Here is a 17640-nt window from a genome sequence, read left to right as displayed (position 1 = left end):
GCGAGCCTCGTCCTGAACTGGTTCGAGGCTGCCGTCTACTATGCCGCTTTTCGCGAATAGTACCGAGGTGCCCATGCTACGATGCGTTTTTAGCACGACCATTCGAAAATAAAGAAGGAGACGCTGCATGAACAAAATCTGGCTGAAATCCTATCCGCCCGGCGTACCCGCAGAGATCGATCCGAGCCGCTATTCGTCAGTCTCGGAATTGCTTGAAGAAGCCTTCCGCGATCATCGCGCCAAACCGGCATTCGTCTGCATGGGGCAGGAGATCAGCTACGGCGAACTCGACGCGCTCTCGCATAAACTCGCCGCATGGTTCCAGTCCAAGGGTCTTGCTCGCGGCGCGCGCATCGCAATCATGATGCCGAACGTGCTGCAATACCCGGTGGCGATTGCCGCGATCCTTCGCGCGGGTTACGTGGTTGTCAACGTGAACCCGCTTTACACCCCGCGTGAACTCGAACATCAATTGAAGGACAGCGGAGCGGAAGCGATCGTCCTGCTCGAAAACTTCGCGGTCACCGTGCAGGCAATCGTTCGCAACACGTCGATCAAGCATATCGTCGTGGCGGCGATGGGTGACCTGATGGGTATCAAGGGCGCGCTGGTCAACTTCGTCGTGCGCCGCGTGAAGAAGATGGTGCCGGCCTGGAGCCTGCCGGGCCACGTCAAATTCAACACCGCAGTCGCGCAAGGCGCCCGCCAAAGCTTCAAGCCAGTCCAGCAACGTCCCGACGACGTCGCGTTTCTGCAGTACACAGGCGGCACCACCGGCGTGGCCAAGGGCGCGACGCTTCTGCATCGCAATCTGATCGCCAACGTGCTGCAGTCGGAAGTCTGGCTCGATCCGGTTCGCGCGAACCGTGCGGACATCGACCAGTTCATCACTGTTGTCGCGTTGCCGCTCTATCACGTGTTCGCGCTGACGGTGTGCGGCCTGTTGACGATTCGCACCGGCGGCCTCGGCGTGCTGATTCCGAACCCGCGCGACATTCCCGGCATGATCAAGGCGCTGGAAGGCTATCCGATCACGACGATTCCCGCCGTCAACACGCTGTACAACGCGCTTCTGAATAGTCCGGATTTTCATAAGCTCGATTTTTCGAAGCTGATTGCGGCGAATGGAGGCGGTATGGCGGTCCAGGAAGCGGTCGCCAAACGCTGGTACGAGCATACGCATACACCGATCATCGAAGGCTATGGTTTGTCGGAGACGTCGCCCTGCGTCACCTGCAATCCGGTGACCGTCACTGAATACAGTGGGACGATCGGTCTGCCGCTGCCGTCGACGGAAATCTCGATCCGCGACGACGAAAACAACGAAGTTCCGCTCGGCCAGCCGGGCGAAATCTGCATCCGCGGGCCGCAGGTCATGGCGGGTTATTGGAACCGGCCGGACGAAACCGCCAAGGTGATGACCCAGGACGGCTTCTTCAAATCCGGCGACGTCGGCGTCATGAACGAGGGCGGCTTCGTCAAGATCGTCGATCGTAAGAAGGACATGATCCTGGTGTCCGGTTTCAACGTCTATCCGAATGAAGTCGAGGACGTGGTCGCCAAGCTGCCGGGCGTATTCGAAGTCGCCGCGGTCGGCGTGCCGGACCAGCATTCCGGCGAAGCGGTGAAGCTGTTCGTCGTGAAGAAAGATCCTGCGCTCACCGACGCCGATGTCTTCGCCTACTGCAAGCAGCAATTGACCGGCTATAAGCGGCCGAAGATCGTCGAATTTCGCGCGGAACTGCCGAAGAGCAACGTGGGCAAGATTCTGCGCCGGGAATTGCGCGACGGCCGGGCGTAGGCCGGACCCGCATACGCTTGGGCCGCAGCGCGAAGCTGCGCCGCAACTCACGCACGGTAGGGCGAAAACGAAAAAGCCCGGCACGACGAAAGTCGGCCGGGCTTTTTTCGCGCTGTCGCCACAAGGCCGGCAAAGCCAGTGCAGCGGCGACGGTCACAAAAAAAGGCGCCCGAAGGCGCCTTGAGGCAAACTGCTTTTTTACGACTTATTAGAACTTGTGGCGGATACCAACGCGAGCCGCGAGTTGGTTCTGGTTCGACGAACCCGACAGGCCGTTGATGCCAGCCGTTGCAGCGACCGTGCCGGTGCCTGCTGCATTCAGCACGTCACCCGAGGCGTGTTGGTACACACCAATCACGTACACGTCGGTGCGCTTGGAGAGGAAGTAATCCACGCCGAGCGAGCCTTGGTGGTACTGCGCACGCGATGCGCCTTCGATGGTCGCGCCGCGCGTGTAGTCGTATGCAGCGCCGACCAGCAATGCCGGGGTCAACTGATACTTGAAGTTGATTTCCGCGTTGTTAAACGTAACCGATTGGCCGCGGACCGCCGGCTGCGCGAACGCCACGCCCAGGTTCGAGAAGCGGATGTTCGAGTACGTCAGGCCGACCGTTGCGGCGCCGAACGTGTACGCGCCACCGGCACCAATTACCTGGTACGTGTTCGCCGACGTGTACGCGCCATAAACCGGCGACGACACAGCTGCGCTAGCAGCCGGCAGCGGCGACTGGCCGCCGTTGTTGAACAGGCCGCCCGAAGCTGCCGGCGTACGTGCGTTCAAGTAACCAACGCCGAGAACGAGGGGACCGTTGTTGTAGCCCGCGCCCAACGACCAGATCTGGTTCTTCGTGACGTCGCCAGCAATACCGCCGAAGCTGTACGTGCCGCCGAACTTGAGGCCGGCGTAGTCGGCGCTCGTGAACTTGACCGTGTTGTTCGTGCGGTATGCGTTGTTGAAGTTGTCGATGTCGCCCGGGTGAGCAGCGATGTAGCCGCCCCACTGGTCGCCCGCTTCCAGCGGACCGACGTAGTCGACGACGGAGTCGTACTGACGACCCAGCGTGACCGTGCCGAACTGGCTCGACAGACCCACATAAGCTTGACGGCCGAACATCAGACCGCCTTGACCCAGCTTGCCGTTGTTCACGTCAAAGCCGTTTTCCAACACGAAGATCGCCTTCAGACCGCCGCCCAGATCTTCCGCACCGCGCAGGCCGAAACGCGAGCCTTGCATGACGCCGCTGGACAGGTTGTACAGGTGCTTGCCACCCGAATTGGTGTTGATGTTGAAGCCTTCGTCAATGATACCGTACAGGGTCACGCTGCTCTGAGCATGAGCGACGCCTGCGAATGCGCCCAGTGCTGCAAGAGCGAGAAGCGACTTTTTCATCGAATGATCTCCAAGAATTACGAATCTTTTGTACAAGGCGAATATTTATGTAGCGTTGAGGCCTTGCTTGTCCAACTTCGCGAGAAGTTGCACGTAATGTAACAAAAGGCATACATGGCACAAAGAAAAAGGAGATAGCCGGGAACGCTCCTGTTTCGTTTACGCAACATGGTCTAAAATTCGAAACTGGCCGCCCGATTCATGCGAATTGGAGGTTTCCGCAGAACCGGTTTGATCCCGCAAATGCTTGTCGCGCGGGCCTGTCGGAGCGGCAAGCGGTTGTCGAATCAGGGAGCGCTTAATGTTTCTGGACGAGTTGATTAGCGAGTTTGATCGGGGTTTACGCTCAATGACCGGTGTATCGCGGATGAGTCGTCCGTTGCCGGTTCCGCAAGAATCGGTGGCGGAGCCGATCGAATTGTCACCGGCGGAACGCGCGCACTCGGCCGGTTTAATGCGCGTGAACCATGTTGGCGAGGTATGTGCCCAAGCGCTTTACCAGGCGCAGAAACTGGCTACCCGGTCTCCGTCGTTGCGCGCCGTGTTCAATCACGCTGCAATCGAGGAGGAGGATCATCTCGCGTGGACCGCCAAACGCCTCGAGGCGCTCGACTCGCGCCCCAGCCTGTTGAACCCCCTTTGGTACACCGGCGCGCTGGCGATTGGACTCGCGGCGGGGCGCCTCGGCGACCGGGTGAGTCTCGGCTTCATGGCCGAAACCGAGCGCCAGGTGGAGCAACACCTCGATAGCCATCTGGACAAGCTGCCCGCGGCCGACCGCGAGTCGCGCGCGATCGTCGAGCAGATGCGCGCGGACGAAGTACGGCACGGTAAGGCCGCCATGGATGCGGGCGGCGTCGAGTTGCCGTTCCCGGCGCGCGCCATGATGCGCGCGGTATCGAAAGTCATGACGCGCACCGCCTATTACATATAAAGCCCGAGCGGGTTGCCCCAGGCATCGCCCGAAAGTGGGACGGCCCGTCACCCGTCGTCCCTGAAACTCCTCCGAACGCCCGCCAACACCTCCCCGCTTCGCTTGACGATCTCTTACGTCGCGCGCCTTTCCCCCGCGCTTTTCACGTATCACCTTCACAAGTTGCACTAGCTCATTCATTTATAACGGTTTTCCGTTTTATGTCTGACATGAAGGAGTGGCGCTAAGTCCTTGTTCTAACAAACAAAATTCGTCCGAAAAGCGTGTTTCTCCCTTGACCCCTGTTTAGCGTTCCTCTAAAGTGGGAGACAGTGTGAGAAAGTGTATTTTTGTGTGATCTCACGGGTGGTTTGGGGTAGATTTTCACGAAACGGGCAGCCGGCGCAAAAAGCGCCGCAAGACGGGAGAGCGAAGTGTTCCAAGGGGCGTCGGCGCTGACACTCGATGCGAAAGGGCGGATGTCGATCCCTTCTCGCTATCGGGATGCGCTGCAGACACAGGCAGAGGGCCGGGTGACGATCACCAAGCACCCGGATGGCTGCCTGTTGCTCTTTCCGCGCCCTGAATGGGAGATCTTCCGCGAGAAGGTCGGCAATCTGCCCATGAACGCGACTTGGTGGCGCCGCATTTTTCTCGGCAATGCAATGGACGTCGATATGGACGGCGCGGGCCGCGTGCTCGTGTCGCCGGAATTGCGCATGGCCGGCTCGCTGGAAAAGGAAGTAACGCTGCTCGGCATGGGCCGGCACTTCGAGCTGTGGGACGCACAAACCTACGCCGCGAAGGAACAGGCGGCGATCGCCGAGGGCATGCCCGAAGCGTTAAAGAATTTCACGTTCTGATCGCGGCATACATATATGGCACCTGCGATGGGAAACGAATTGCAGCATCGCACGGTGCTGCTGGAAGAAGCGGTCAATGCGCTGGTCACGCGCGCGGACGGCGTGTATGTGGACGGCACCTTCGGGCGCGGCGGTCATAGCCGGCTGGTGCTGGAGAGGTTGGGGGAAGCCGGGCGTCTGATCGCGTTCGACAAAGACCCGCTCGCCATCGCCACCGCGCAGCAGATCGAGGATCCGCGCTTTGAGATCGTGCACGAGAGTTTTGCTTCACTGCGCAGCGCAATCGCGGAGCGCGGAGTAGGGCGGGTGTCGGGTGTTTTACTGGATCTGGGCGTGTCGTCGCCGCAAGTCGACGACCCGGAGCGGGGCTTCAGCTTTCGCGCCGACGGCCCGCTCGACATGCGCATGGACCCGACGCGCGGCGAGTCTGCCGCTGACTGGCTGGCGCGGGCCACGGTGCAGGAATTGACGGAGGTGATACGAGATTATGGGGAAGAACGGTTTGCTTTTCAGATTGCAAAGGCGCTTGTTGCTCGCCGGGCAGAGTCCGACCGTCTTGGGCCTCTCGTCAGCACGGGCGAGCTTGCCCAAATCGTGGCTAACGTCGTCAAAACCCGTGAGAAGGGCAAGGATCCGGCAACCCGCACCTTTCAGGCTATACGGATTCACATCAATCAAGAGCTTGCGGAGCTGCAAGTCGTTTTAGAAGCAGCGTTGTCGCTGTTGGAGCAAGGGGGGCGGCTGGTGGTCATCAGCTTTCATTCGCTCGAGGACCGGATCGTCAAGCGATTCATGCAGGCGCACGCCAGTACGCCGGCGGTGGATCGCCGCCTGCCGATTCGCGCCGTCGATCTGCCGAGCCCTCCGCTCAAAATCATCGGCCGCGTGTTCGCGAGCGACGCTGAAGTCGCCGCGAATCCGCGGGCCCGTTCTGCCGTGATGCGGGTGGCGGAGCGGATCGCACCATGAATCGCCTCAATATCTTCCTGCTGATGATCGTGATGGGCTGCGCCTTGTCGGTCGTCAACGCCACCAATCAGCAGCGTCAGATCTTCATTCAGTTGCAGCGCGCGCAATCGCAGGAGCGTCAACTGCAGCAGGATTATTCGCAGCTTCAATATCAGCAGAGCGCGCTGTCGAAAACGTCGCGTATCGAGCAGCTCGCCACGGCCTCGCTGAAAATGCAGGCGGTCAGCACCGGCCGCACGCAATATCTGACGCTCGACCCGCACGCCGCCAAGGCCGAAGACGCGCCCATCCCGACTTCCGGTCCGGCGTCGGCGGCGTCCGCGACCGCCCGCGGAGGCGTGCGATGAAAAAATCGTCGGCTCGCAAAAGCGTGGCTTTCTCGGCGAACCCGATCCTCTCGGTGCGTCTGCCGATGTGGCGCTCCAAGCTCGTCGTGTTCCTGCTGTTCATGGCGTTTGTCGCGCTGGCCGGGCGCGCGTTCTGGATCCAGGGGCCGGGCAACGCGTTCTATCAGAAGCAGGGCGAAATCCGCTATCAGCGCCGCCTCGAACTGCCGGCCACGCGCGGCAAGATTCTCGACCGCAACGGTCTCGTGCTCGCCACGAGTCTGCCGGTGCGCGCCATCTGGGCGATTCCCGAATCCGTGCCGGACGATCTCGGCGCCGACAAGCTCACCGCGCTCGGCAAGCTGCTCGACATGACGAGCAAGGAGTTGCGCACCAAGCTGTCGGAAGACAAGACGTTCGTCTACGTGAAGCGCCAGGTGCCGGTCGACGTCGCCGCGAAGGTCGCCGCGCTCGGGATTCCCGGCATTTACGCGCGCGACGAGTACAAGCGTTTCTATCCGGAAGGCGAGATCACGGCGCACCTGATCGGCTTCACCAATGTGGAAGACGAAGGTCAGGAAGGCGTCGAACTCGGCGACCAGAAGCTGCTCGCCGGCGTGTCGGGCAGCCGCCGCGTGATCAAGGACCGCATCGGCCACATCATCGAGGACGTGGACGAGCAGGTCGTGCCCCATAACGGCAAGGACGTGGATCTGTCGATCGACAGCAAGATCCAGTACATCGCGTACACGAACCTGAAAGCGGCCGTGCAGAAATTCAAGGCGAAGGCCGGCGCCGCGATGGTGATCGACGTACGCACCGGCGAAGTGCTGGCGCTCGTCAATTACCCCACGTACAACCCGAACGACCGTTCACACCTCACCGGCGATCAGTTGCGCAACCGCATCCTGACCGACACCTTCGAGCCCGGCTCGATCATGAAGCCGTTCACCGTGTCGCTCGCGCTGGATCTGCACCGCGTGACGCCGACTACACTGGTGGATACGGGTTCGGGCCGCTTCGTGCTCGACGGTGCGCCGATTACCGACGACAGCGCCTTCGGCGTGCTGACCGTGGGCGGCGTGATCCAGAAATCGAGCAACATCGGCGCAACGAAGATCGCCATGCAGCTCAAGCCCGAAGAGATGTGGAATATGTACACCAGCATCGGTCTCGGCCAGGCGCCGAAGGTCGGCTTCCCCGGCGCGGCGGCTGGCCGTCTGCGTTCGTGGAAGAACTGGCGCCGCATCGAACAGGCGACCATGTCTTACGGCTACGGCCTGTCCGTGTCGCTGTTCCAGTTGGGCCGCGCATACACCGCGATCGCGCACGACGGCGAGATCATGCCGGTGTCGATTTTCCGCGCACCGGGCGACCAGCCGGCTGCGGGCCCGCAAATCTTCTCGCCGACCACTGCTCGCCAGGTGCGCGCGATGCTCGAAACGGTGACGGCGCCGGGCGGCACCTCGCCGGACGCCGCCGTGCCGGGTTATCGCGTCGGCGGCAAGAGCGGCACCGCCTACAAGCACGGCCCGCACGGCTACGACCACTCGAAGTACCGCGCGTCGTTCGTCGGCATGGCGCCGATGCCGAATCCGCGCATCGTGGTGGCCGTGTCGGTCGACGAACCCACGGCGGGCAGCCACTTCGGCGGCCAGGTCTCGGGACCGGTGTTCTCCGGCATCGTCGGCGATACGCTGCGCTCGCTGAACGTGCCGCCCGACATGCCCGTCAAGCAGATGGTGGTGTCGGACGACGCGGCGCCCGCCGCGCCGAACACGCCGGCCACGGCCGCAACGGCCAGGAAGCTCTCCACTAACGCCGGCGCGAAGAAGATGACGATCTCCGCCAGCGCGAAAAGCCATCCCGGAGTCGTGCGATGAGCGTGCTCCGTAACAGACATCCGGCGCACCGGCAGATCGCCGACGCCTTGGCCTGGCTGCGCGCGCGCGTGCAGCCAGGCGCGCATCTGCACGCGGACACACGCTCGCTCGCGGCAGGCGATGCGTTTTTCGCCTATGCGGTCGACGGCGCGGACAACCGCCCGTTCATCGACGGCGCGCTCAAACGCGGCGCGGCCGCGGTGCTGGTTCAGCCCGAGGGCTACGGCGGCACCGTCGATCCGGCCACGACACTGGCCGTGCCGGCGCTGAACGAACTCGCCGGCTCGATCGCGAGCGTTTGGTATGGCGATCCGAGCGACACGATGCTCGCGATCGGCATCACCGGTACGAACGGCAAGACTTCCTGCAGCCAGTGGATCTCGGCGGCGTTGACCGCGCTCGGCACGCGCTGCGCGATCATCGGCACGCTTGGCACCGGGTTGCCGGGTCAGCTCGTGCACACCGGTTTCACCACGCCCGACGCGCCGCAACTGCAACGCAGCCTCGCGCGATTGCGCGACGTGGGCGCGCAGGCGGTCGCGATGGAAGTGTCGTCGCATGCATTGCATCAGGGGCGCGTGAACGGCACGGCGTTCGACATCGCCGTGTTCACGAATCTCACGCAAGACCATCTCGACTACCACGGCACCTTCGAAGCCTACGAAGCGGCCAAGGCGCGTCTTTTCGCGTGGCCCGAACTGCGCGCGGCGGTGATCAACCGCGACGACCCCGCTGGCCGGCGCCTGCTGGCAAGCACGCAAGGGCACGCGCGCACGATCGCCTACGGGCTCGATGAAACCGGCACGTCCCAACAAGACGCGCCGCAAGCCGATGCCTGGCTCCTTGCATCGAAGGTTCGCGCCACCGCCACGGGCACCGCGTTTCATCTGGCTACGTCCGACTGGGGCAACGCCGAAGCCGAAGTGCAAACGCTCGGCGGATTCAACGTTGCGAATCTGCTTGGCGTGTTGGGCGCGTTGCTCGCTGCGGACGTGCCGTTCGACGCCGCGCTTGCCGAACTGGCGAAGCTCCAGCCGGTGAACGGCCGCATGCAGCGCCTCGGCGGCCGCTTGCAGAACGACGAACCGCTCGTCGTGATCGACTATGCGCACACGCCCGACGCGCTGGAAAAAACCCTCGAAGCACTGCGCCCGATGGCGGCAGCTCGCGGCGGTCAACTGATCTGCATGTTCGGCTGCGGCGGCGACCGCGACGCCACCAAGCGTCCGCTGATGGGCTCGATTGCCGAGAAAACCGCCGACGGCGTGGTGGTGACGAGCGACAACCCGCGCGGCGAAGATCCGCAATCGATCATCGAGCAGATCGTCGCGGGAATGAAAGACGCGTCCAAAGCGCGCCGCATCGAGGACCGCGCGAGCGCGATTCTGCAAGCGATCCGCGGCGCCGCGCGCGAAGACGTCATCGTGCTGGCCGGCAAGGGGCACGAGGCAACCCAGGAAATCATGGGCAAGAAGCGCGCTTTCTCCGATCAGGATCACGCTCGTCTCGCACTCGCCGCGCGGGCGACGCATGCACGCGGAGGTGGCGAATGACGATGTTCTCGCTGCGTGAAGCCGCCGCGCTGATTCCCGGCGCCACCGTGATCGGCGACGACAGCGTCGCGTTCGAACGCGTGTCGACCGACAGCCGCAGCGCCGGTCCGGGCGATCTGTTCGTCGCGATCAAGGGCGAGCGTTTCGACGCGCACGACTTCCTTGCGGAAGTCGCGTCGCGCAACGTCACGGCGGTCCTGGTCGCGCATACACCCGACGACTGGCGTGTGCCCGCCTTGCGCGTGGCCGATACGCGCGTGGCGCTCGGCGCGCTCGCGCGCGGCTGGCGCCGCCGGTTCGGCATGCCGCTCGTCGCGGTGACGGGCAGCAACGGCAAGACCACGGTCAAGGAAATGATCGCGTCGATCTTCGCCGCCGCGGTGGGCGCGGATGCCCGCCTTGCGACCGCCGGCAATTTCAACAACGACATCGGTTTGCCGCTCACGCTGTTCCGCCTGCACGCCGCGCATCAACTGGCGGTGGTCGAGCTCGGCATGAACCATCCGGGCGAAACCTCGCTGCTCGCGAAGATCGCCGAGCCCACGGTGGCGGTGGTGAACAACGCGCAGCGCGAGCACCAGGAATTCATGGCGACCGTCGAAGCGGTCGCGCTCGAACATGCGAGCGTGATTCACGCGCTCGCCCCGGACGGCGTCGCGGTGTTTCCGGCCAATGACGCCTACGCGAGCATCTGGCGCGTCGCGGCAACCGGCAACCGCATCGTCGACTTCGCTTTGAACGACGCCGAGCATGTCACCGAAGCGGCCGTGAAAGGCAGCTTCGTGGGCAACGTGCTGAGCATCGACACGCCGCAAGGCCACGTCGAAGTCACGCTGCAAGTGCTCGGCAACCACAACGCGCACAACGCACTGGCCGCGACGGCCGCCGCCTTGGCCGCGGGCGTGTCGCTCGACGCGATCAAGCGCGGTCTCGAAGCGTTCGGCGCGGTGAAGGGCCGCTTGCAGGTGAAGCGTGCCGCGCTCGGCGCGCTCGCCGGCGCCACCGTGATCGACGACACCTACAACGCGAACCCCGATTCGATGCGCGCCGCGATCGACGTACTCGCCTCGTGTGCCGCGCCGCGGGTGCTGGTGATGGGCGACATGGGCGAAGTCGGCGACAACGGTCCGGCGTTTCACCGCGAAATCGGTGCGTACGCCAGGGAACGCGGCATCGACGCGCTGTACGCAATGGGCGACGCCTCGCGCGACGCCTGCGCCGCGTATGGCGCCGACGCGCATCACGTCGCCGATATCGGCACGCTGGTCGCGCAATTGCAGCAGGCCGGTTTCGGCGCTGCCGCAACGTTTCTCGTGAAAGGCTCGCGCTTCATGCAAATGGAGCGCGTGGTGGACGCCGTAACGAGTCCACAACCCAACCCGGCGGGCAATGCGCCCGCCGCACACTGAAATAGAAGGACCGAAGCATGCTACTGGCGCTGGCGCAATGGCTGCAGAATGACGCAAGCTTCTTGCGCGTGTTCAGTTATCTGACTTTCCGTGCGGTGGCGGCAACCATCACCGCGCTGCTGATCGGGCTCGTCTGCGGCCCGGCGGTGATCCGCAAGCTGACCGCGATGAAGGTCGGCCAGGCCGTCCGCAAGGACGGTCCGCAAACGCACCTCGTCAAATCCGGCACGCCGACCATGGGCGGCGTGCTGATCCTGCTCGGCATCGCCGTGGCCACGCTGCTGTGGGCCGATCTGACCAACCGCTTCATCTGGATCGTGATGCTCGTCACGTTCGGCTTCGGCGTGATTGGTTGGGTCGACGATTACCGCAAGGTGGTCTACAAGGATCCGCGCGGCATGTCGTCGCGCGAGAAGTATTTCTGGCAATCGGTGATCGGTCTGTTCGCGGCCGTGTATCTCGCGTTCAGCGTGTCGGAAGCGAACAACGTGCGCGTGTTCGACCTGTTCATGGCATGGGTGCGAAGCGGCTTGTCGATGGGCTTGCCCGCGCGCGCCGACCTGATGCTGCCGTTCGTCAAGTCGATCAGCTATCCGCTCGGCGTGTGGGGCTTCATCGTGCTGACGTATCTGGTGATCGTCGGCTCCAGCAACGCGGTGAATCTCACCGACGGTCTCGATGGTCTCGTGATCATGCCCGTCGTGCTGGTCGGCGCGTCGCTCGGCGTGTTCGCCTACGTGATGGGCAGCTCGGTCTTCTCGAAATACCTGCTGTTTCCGCATATCCCCGGCGCGGGCGAACTGCTGATCTTCTGCTCGGCGATGGGCGGGGCGGGGCTCGCGTTCCTCTGGTTCAACACGCACCCCGCCCAGATGTTCATGGGCGACGTCGGCGCGCTCGCGCTCGGCGGCGCGCTCGGCACGGTGGCGGTGATCGTGCGCCAGGAAATCGTGCTCTTCATCATGGGCGGCATTTTCGTCGCGGAGACGCTCTCCGTGATGCTGCAGGTTGCGTGGTTCAAATTCACCAAGCGCCGTTTCGGCGAAGGCCGGCGTCTCTTCAAGATGGCGCCGCTGCATCACCATTTCGAGCTGTCGGGGTGGAAGGAAACGCAAGTGGTGGTGCGTTTCTGGATCATCACGCTCATGTTGTGTCTGTTCGGTTTGTCCACGCTCAAACTGCGTTAAGCAGCAGGTATTAGGGGAAGCAGGCGATGTTCGGCGAGAAGTTTCGGGATCGGCAAAAGCCGATGGTGCTCGTGCTGGGACTGGGTGAATCCGGTCTCGCGATGGCGCGCTGGTGCGCGCGGCACGGCTGTCGGCTGCGTGTGGCCGATACGCGCGAGGTGCCGCCGAACCTGTCCGCCCTCGAAGCGCATGCCGTCGACGCCGCATTCGTCGGCGGGCCGTTTTCTCCCGTGTTGCTCGAAGGCGTCGAACTCGTGGCGATCAGCCCCGGCTTGTCGCCGCTCGCGGCCGACCTGCTGCCGTTGATCACGGCGGCGCGCGAGCAGGACATTCCGGTGTGGGGCGAACTCGAATTCTTCTCGCAGGCGCTGCGGACGCTCGGCGAAAGCGGCTACGCGCCGAAGGTCGTCGCGATCACCGGCACCAACGGCAAGACCACGACCACGAGCCTCACGGGCCTGTTGTGCGAACGCGCCGGCAAGAAGGTCGCGGTCGCCGGCAACATCAGCCCGGCTCTGCTCGACAAGCTCACCGAGGCGATCGACAACACCGCGCTGCCCGACGTGTGGGTACTGGAACTATCGAGCTTCCAGCTTGAAACCGCGCACACGTTCAGCCCTGACGCGGCGGTGGTGCTGAACATCACGCAAGACCACCTGGACTGGCACGGCGGCCTCGATGCCTACGCCGCCGCGAAGGGCCGCATCTTCGGTACACAGACCGTGCGCGTGCTGAACCGCGACGACTCGCGCGTCATGGCGCTCGCGCCCTCCGAAGAGAGCGACGCGGCGATCATCACCTTCGGCGTCACCGAGCCGAAGAACGACGGCGATTACGGCTTGCTGCGCGATAACGGCATGGTGTGGCTGGTTCAGGCGCACGATCTCGACGCGAGCGACGAGTCCGCCGCGCCGAAGCGTCGCCGCAAGAACGAAGTGGTCGCGCCGCCGAACATCGCGCTCAAGCGCCTCATGCCCGCGGACGCCTTGCGCATCCGCGGCCTGCACAATGCCGCGAACGCGCTCGCCGCCTATGCGCTCGCGCGCGCGATCGGCTTGCCCGGCGCGCCGCTGTTGCACGGTCTGCGTGAATATCGCGGCGAGCCGCATCGCGTGGAACTGATCGCGTCGATCGACGGCATCGATTACGTCGACGACAGCAAGGGCACCAACGTCGGCGCGACGGTCGCCGCGCTCGACGGCCTCGCGCAGCGCGTCGTGCTGATCGCCGGCGGCGACGGCAAGGGCCAGGATTTCGAACCGCTCGCCGAGCCGGTGACGCGCTGGTGCCGCGCCGTGATGCTGATCGGCCGCGATGCGCCGCTGATCCGCGCCGCGCTGGAACACACCGGCATCGCGCTGACCGATCAGGCCACGCTCGAGGAAGCGACGCGCGCGGCCACCGCGCTGGCGCAGCCCGGCGACGCCGTGCTGCTGTCGCCGGCGTGCGCGAGCTTCGACATGTTCAAGAGTTACGCGCACCGCGCCGCGGTGTTCCGCGGCACCGTGGAAGACATCGCTGCCGAACGGGGGACGATGATATGAGCTGGTCCGAACGATTCGGCTCGCGCACTGGCGGCTCGCGCGAAAGCGCCGGCGCCGTGGGCGGCGCGGCTCGCGCAGCCGGCCGCGCGGACGGCAGCGGCCTCGCGAGCGCTGTCAACGGCGTGCGTCCGCTGCGCTCGCGCATGCTCGACTACGACCACTCGCTGCTGTGGGTGGTCGTCGCGCTGCTGGGTCTTGGCGTCGTGATGGTGTATTCGGCGTCGATCGCGATGCCCGATTCGCCGAAATACGCGTCGTATCGCGACTATGCGTTCCTCGTGCGCCAGATCATTTTCGTGGTGATGGGCTCGGTGATCGGCATCGTGTCGTTCCGCATTCCGATTTCGACGTGGGACAAGTACGCGCCCAAACTCTTCCTGCTCGCGTTGCTTGCGCTCGTGATCGTGCTGATTCCGCACGTCGGCAAGGGCGTGAACGGCGCGCGCCGCTGGATTCCGCTCGGCATCACGAACATGCAGCCGTCGGAAATCATGAAGCTCGCGGTGACGATTTACGCGGCGAACTACACGGTGCGCAAGCAGGAATACATGCACAGCTTCGCCAAGGGCTTCTTGCCGATGGCGGTGGCGGTCGGGCTCGTCGGCGCGTTGCTGCTGCTCGAACCGGATATGGGCGCGTTCATGGTGATCGCGGCGATCGCGATGGGCGTGCTGTTTCTCGGCGGCGTGAACGGCAAGCTGTTCGGCGGCCTCGTGGCCACCGCGGTTGGCACGTTCAGCTTGCTGGTGTGGGCGTCGCCGTGGCGTCGCGAGCGGATCTTCGCGTACCTCGATCCGTGGGACGACCGCTACGCGCAAGGCAAGGCTTATCAATTGACGCACTCGCTGATCGCGTTCGGGCGCGGCGAGTGGTTCGGCGTGGGCCTGGGCGGCAGCGTCGAGAAGCTCAACTATCTGCCGGAAGCGCATACCGACTTCATCCTCGCGGTGATCGGCGAGGAGCTCGGCTTTATCGGCGTGCTGATGGTGATCCTGATGTTCTACTGGATCGTGCGCCGCTCGTTCGAGATCGGCCGTCAGGCGCTCGCGCTCGACCGCACGTTCGCGGGCCTGGTGGCGAAGGGCGTCGGCATCTGGTTCGGCGCGCAGACGTTCATCAACATGGGCGTGAACCTCGGCTTGCTGCCGACCAAGGGGCTCACGCTGCCGCTCGTGAGCTACGGCGGTTCGGGCATCGTGCTGAACTGCGTGGCGGTTGCCGTGTTGATGCGGGTGGATTACGAGAACCGGGTTCTCATGCGCGGAGGAAAAGTATGACCTCCCTGCCGCAACGCACGCTGATGGTGATGGCCGGCGGCACCGGGGGACACGTGTTCCCTGGTCTCGCGGTCGCTCATCTGATGCAGACGTGGGGCTGGAAGGTCGTCTGGCTCGGCAACCCTGCCGGCATGGAAGCGACGCTGGTGCCGAAGCACGGCATCGCGTTGGAATACGTGCGCTTTGGCGGCCTGCGCGGCAAGGGCCTCAAAACCAAGCTGATGCTGCCCGTGAATCTGCTGCGCGCCTGCGCGCAAAGCCTGAGCGTGCTGCGTCGCGTGAAGCCGGATGTCGTGCTCGGCATGGGCGGGTACATCACGTTCCCGGCCGGCTTGATGACAGTATTGAGCGGCCGTCCGCTGGTCTTGCATGAACAGAATTCGATCGCGGGCCTCGCGAACAAAGTGCTCGCGAAGCTCGCGAAACGTGTGCTGGTCGCGTTCCCGAATACGCTGCCGCACGGCGAATGGACCGGCAACCCGATTCGCGCGGAACTTGCACGCGCAATCGCACCCAAAGCACGCTACGCGCAACGCAAGGGCCCGTTGAATGTGCTCGTGGTGGGCGGCAGTCTCGGCGCGGCCGCGTTGAACGAAGTGGTGCCGCGCGCGGTCGCGCTGCTGGCGCCGAACGAACGTCCGCGCATCGTGCATCAGGCGGGCGCGAAGCATATCGACGCGCTGCGCGAGAACTACGCGGAAGCGGGATTGCAAACCGCCGACGGCGAGCAAGCCGGCGTCGAACTCGTCGCCTTCATCGACGACATGACGAGCGCCTACGCGAACGCGGACCTCGTGATTTGCCGCGCGGGCGCGATGACGGTCGCGGAGATTTCAGCGGTCGGCGTGGCGGCGTTTTTCGTGCCGTTTCCGTATGCGGTGGACGATCACCAGACAACCAATGCAGCGTTCCTCGCCGACAACGGCGCGGCGCTTGTCGTGCAGCAACGCGACCTGTCGGCGGAAACGCTCGCCGAATGGTTGCGCAGCCAGACGCGCGAGACCCTCGCGGAAATGGCGGAGCGTTCGCGCTCGCTCGCGAAACCCGACGCCACGGAACAGGTCGCGCAGATTTGCGCGACCGTGGCGGGTTCGATTTCGGGCGCGAGCCCAGAAGGAAAGCAATGAAACACATCGTCAAACACATTCATTTTGTCGGCATCGGCGGTGTCGGCATGAGCGGCATCGCGGAGGTGCTGCTCAATCTCGGCTATCAGGTGAGCGGCTCGGATCTGTCGAAGAACGCCGTGACAGATCGGCTGGCGGCGCTCGGCGCGCGCATCGCGATCGGCCACGCGGCGGAGAACATCGAGGACGCGAACGCGGTGGTCGTCTCCACGGCGGTGCGCAGCGACAACCCCGAAGTGCTGGCCGCGCGCCATCGCCGTATTCCGATCGTGCCGCGCGCGGTGATGCTCGCGGAGTTGATGCGCCTGAAGCAGGGCATCGCGATTGCCGGCACGCACGGCAAGACCACTACCACGTCGCTGGTGGCGAGCGTGCTGGCCGCGGGCGGGCTCGATCCGACCTTCGTGATCGGCGGACGGCTGATCAGCGCGGGCGCGAATGCGCGGCTGGGCACGGGCGACTTCATCGTCGCCGAGGCGGACGAATCGGACGCGTCGTTCCTGAACCTGTTCCCGGTGATCGAGGTCATCACGAACATCGACGCGGATCACATGGACACCTACGGCCACGACTTCGCGCGGCTCAAGCAGGCGTTCATCGAGTTCACGCATCGTCTGCCGTTCTACGGCATTGCCGTGCTGTGCGTCGACGATCCGAGCGTGAAGGAAATCCTGCCGTTCGTGTCGAAGCCGATCATCCGCTACGGCCTGGCGCCCGATGCGCAAGTGCGCGCGGTCAACGTCGAAGCGCGCGGCGGCAAGATGCATTTCACCGCGATGCGCGAAGACGCGCCGCCGCTCGACATCGTGTTGAACCTGCCGGGCGAGCATAACGTGCAGAACGCGTTGGCCGCGATTGCGATTGCGACTGAACTCGAAGTGAAAGATGCCGATATCCAGCGAGCGCTGGCGGATTTCAACGGCGTGGGCCGGCGCTTCCAGCGCTACGGCGAGGTGCCGATCGTGGCCGACGGTAAAACCGGCGCGTACACGCTGGTCGACGACTACGGGCATCACCCGGTTGAAATGGCGGCCACGGTGGCGGCGGCGCGCGGTGCGTTCCCCGGCCGGCGTCTGGTGCTGGCGTTTCAGCCGCACCGCTTCACGCGCACGCGCGATTGCTTCGAGGACTTCGTGAAGGTGCTGTCGACCGTCGACGCGTTGGTGCTCACCGAAGTCTATGCGGCCGGCGAAGCGCCGATCGTCGCCGCGGACGGCCGCGCGTTGGCGCGGGCGCTGCGGGTGGCGGGCAAGGTCGAGCCGGTGTTCGTCGATACGGTGGATGAAGTGCCGGACGCGCTCGCTGCATTGGTGCGCGACGGCGATGTGGTGATCACGATGGGCGCGGGTTCGATCGGCGGTGTGCCGGGTCGTCTCGCGCAGGAAACGAAGGTGTGAG

At 64.3% G+C, this 17640-nt stretch carries 14 protein-coding genes; 13 read left to right on the top strand and 1 reads right to left on the bottom strand.

Features of this window, described 5'->3' with window-relative positions:
* Positions 1-127 precede the first annotated feature (127 nt).
* Entirely contained in the window at positions 128-1801 is a 1674-nt protein-coding gene (locus CUJ90_RS15950) for a long-chain fatty acid--CoA ligase (protein WP_114163173.1), read from the top strand.
* 208 nt (positions 1802-2009) lie between these two features.
* Here CUJ90_RS15950 and CUJ90_RS15945 read toward each other — a convergent pair whose 3' ends face one another.
* Positions 2010-3191 carry a porin gene (locus tag CUJ90_RS15945; protein ID WP_073431293.1) on the bottom strand — a complete coding sequence of 394 codons (1182 nt, stop codon included), beginning with the start codon at positions 3189-3191 and terminating at the stop codon, positions 2010-2012.
* Between the two features lie 301 nt (positions 3192-3492).
* On the opposite strand from CUJ90_RS15945, the gene coq7 reads away from it, so the two are divergent.
* The 12 genes from coq7 to murC all read left to right on the top strand — a co-directional run bounded on the left by coq7 (position 3493) and on the right by murC (position 17639).
* On the top strand, positions 3493-4125 hold the full coding sequence (gene coq7, locus CUJ90_RS15940; RefSeq protein ID WP_114163172.1) for a 2-polyprenyl-3-methyl-6-methoxy-1,4-benzoquinone monooxygenase: 633 nt from the start codon (positions 3493-3495) through the stop codon (positions 4123-4125).
* Between the two features lie 413 nt (positions 4126-4538).
* A complete protein-coding gene (gene mraZ, locus CUJ90_RS15935) occupies positions 4539-4967 on the top strand; it encodes a division/cell wall cluster transcriptional repressor MraZ (RefSeq protein WP_073431291.1) in 429 nt (142 codons plus the stop codon).
* Between the two features lie 27 nt (positions 4968-4994).
* Entirely contained in the window at positions 4995-5936 is a 942-nt protein-coding gene (rsmH, locus tag CUJ90_RS15930; protein ID WP_114163171.1) for a 16S rRNA (cytosine(1402)-N(4))-methyltransferase RsmH, read from the top strand.
* Positions 5933-6283 carry a cell division protein FtsL gene (gene ftsL / locus CUJ90_RS15925; protein WP_083086452.1) on the top strand — a complete coding sequence of 117 codons (351 nt, stop codon included), beginning with the start codon at positions 5933-5935 and terminating at the stop codon, positions 6281-6283. The genes rsmH and ftsL overlap by 4 nt, the downstream gene beginning before the upstream one ends.
* Complete coding sequence (locus CUJ90_RS15920) at positions 6280-8145, top strand: peptidoglycan D,D-transpeptidase FtsI family protein (protein WP_114163170.1); 1866 nt, start codon at positions 6280-6282, stop codon at positions 8143-8145. Before ftsL ends, CUJ90_RS15920 begins: the two co-directional genes overlap by 4 nt.
* Positions 8142-9698 (top strand): UDP-N-acetylmuramoyl-L-alanyl-D-glutamate--2,6-diaminopimelate ligase, encoded by a 1557-nt coding sequence (locus CUJ90_RS15915; RefSeq protein ID WP_114163169.1) that lies wholly within the window; start codon positions 8142-8144, stop codon positions 9696-9698. The genes CUJ90_RS15920 and CUJ90_RS15915 overlap by 4 nt, the downstream gene beginning before the upstream one ends.
* Positions 9695-11107: a UDP-N-acetylmuramoyl-tripeptide--D-alanyl-D-alanine ligase gene (locus CUJ90_RS15910; RefSeq protein WP_083086458.1), complete on the top strand. Its 1413-nt coding sequence runs from the start codon at positions 9695-9697 to the stop codon at positions 11105-11107. The genes CUJ90_RS15915 and CUJ90_RS15910 overlap by 4 nt, the downstream gene beginning before the upstream one ends.
* Positions 11108-11124: 17 nt before the next feature.
* A complete protein-coding gene (mraY, locus tag CUJ90_RS15905; protein WP_073431285.1) occupies positions 11125-12294 on the top strand; it encodes a phospho-N-acetylmuramoyl-pentapeptide-transferase in 1170 nt (389 codons plus the stop codon).
* 26 nt (positions 12295-12320) lie between these two features.
* Complete coding sequence (gene murD, locus CUJ90_RS15900; protein WP_083086464.1) at positions 12321-13838, top strand: UDP-N-acetylmuramoyl-L-alanine--D-glutamate ligase; 1518 nt, start codon at positions 12321-12323, stop codon at positions 13836-13838.
* Positions 13835-15115: a putative lipid II flippase FtsW gene (ftsW, locus tag CUJ90_RS15895; protein WP_073431283.1), complete on the top strand. Its 1281-nt coding sequence runs from the start codon at positions 13835-13837 to the stop codon at positions 15113-15115. The genes murD and ftsW overlap by 4 nt, the downstream gene beginning before the upstream one ends.
* Entirely contained in the window at positions 15112-16242 is a 1131-nt protein-coding gene (gene murG / locus CUJ90_RS15890; RefSeq protein WP_083086467.1) for an undecaprenyldiphospho-muramoylpentapeptide beta-N-acetylglucosaminyltransferase, read from the top strand. Before ftsW ends, murG begins: the two co-directional genes overlap by 4 nt.
* Positions 16239-17639: a UDP-N-acetylmuramate--L-alanine ligase gene (gene murC, locus CUJ90_RS15885; RefSeq protein WP_083086469.1), complete on the top strand. Its 1401-nt coding sequence runs from the start codon at positions 16239-16241 to the stop codon at positions 17637-17639. Before murG ends, murC begins: the two co-directional genes overlap by 4 nt.
* Position 17640 lies beyond the last annotated feature (1 nt).

Origin of the sequence: Paraburkholderia terricola, assembly GCF_003330825.1 — a bacterium.
Classification (GTDB): domain Bacteria; phylum Pseudomonadota; class Gammaproteobacteria; order Burkholderiales; family Burkholderiaceae; genus Paraburkholderia; species Paraburkholderia terricola.
The sequence above is the reverse complement of the archived record's forward strand: the minus strand, read 5'-3'. Positions and strand labels throughout refer to the sequence as shown.

Bases quoted from the DNA above. Each gene is read 5' to 3' on its own strand.
- CUJ90_RS15950 (WP_114163173.1), top strand. From the start codon at position 128: ATGAACAAAATCTGGCTGAAATCCTATCCGCCCGGCGTACCCGCAGAG.
- CUJ90_RS15945 (WP_073431293.1), bottom strand. From the start codon at position 3,191: ATGAAAAAGTCGCTTCTCGCTCTTGCAGCACTGGGCGCATTCGCAGGC.
- coq7 (WP_114163172.1), top strand. From the start codon at position 3,493: ATGTTTCTGGACGAGTTGATTAGCGAGTTTGATCGGGGTTTACGCTCA.
- rsmH (WP_114163171.1), top strand. From the start codon at position 4,995: ATGGGAAACGAATTGCAGCATCGCACGGTGCTGCTGGAAGAAGCGGTC.
- ftsL (WP_083086452.1), top strand. From the start codon at position 5,933: ATGAATCGCCTCAATATCTTCCTGCTGATGATCGTGATGGGCTGCGCC.
- CUJ90_RS15920 (WP_114163170.1), top strand. From the start codon at position 6,280: ATGAAAAAATCGTCGGCTCGCAAAAGCGTGGCTTTCTCGGCGAACCCG.
- CUJ90_RS15915 (WP_114163169.1), top strand. From the start codon at position 8,142: ATGAGCGTGCTCCGTAACAGACATCCGGCGCACCGGCAGATCGCCGAC.
- CUJ90_RS15910 (WP_083086458.1), top strand. From the start codon at position 9,695: ATGACGATGTTCTCGCTGCGTGAAGCCGCCGCGCTGATTCCCGGCGCC.
- mraY (WP_073431285.1), top strand. From the start codon at position 11,125: ATGCTACTGGCGCTGGCGCAATGGCTGCAGAATGACGCAAGCTTCTTG.
- murD (WP_083086464.1), top strand. From the start codon at position 12,321: ATGTTCGGCGAGAAGTTTCGGGATCGGCAAAAGCCGATGGTGCTCGTG.
- ftsW (WP_073431283.1), top strand. From the start codon at position 13,835: ATGAGCTGGTCCGAACGATTCGGCTCGCGCACTGGCGGCTCGCGCGAA.
- murG (WP_083086467.1), top strand. From the start codon at position 15,112: ATGACCTCCCTGCCGCAACGCACGCTGATGGTGATGGCCGGCGGCACC.
- murC (WP_083086469.1), top strand. From the start codon at position 16,239: ATGAAACACATCGTCAAACACATTCATTTTGTCGGCATCGGCGGTGTC.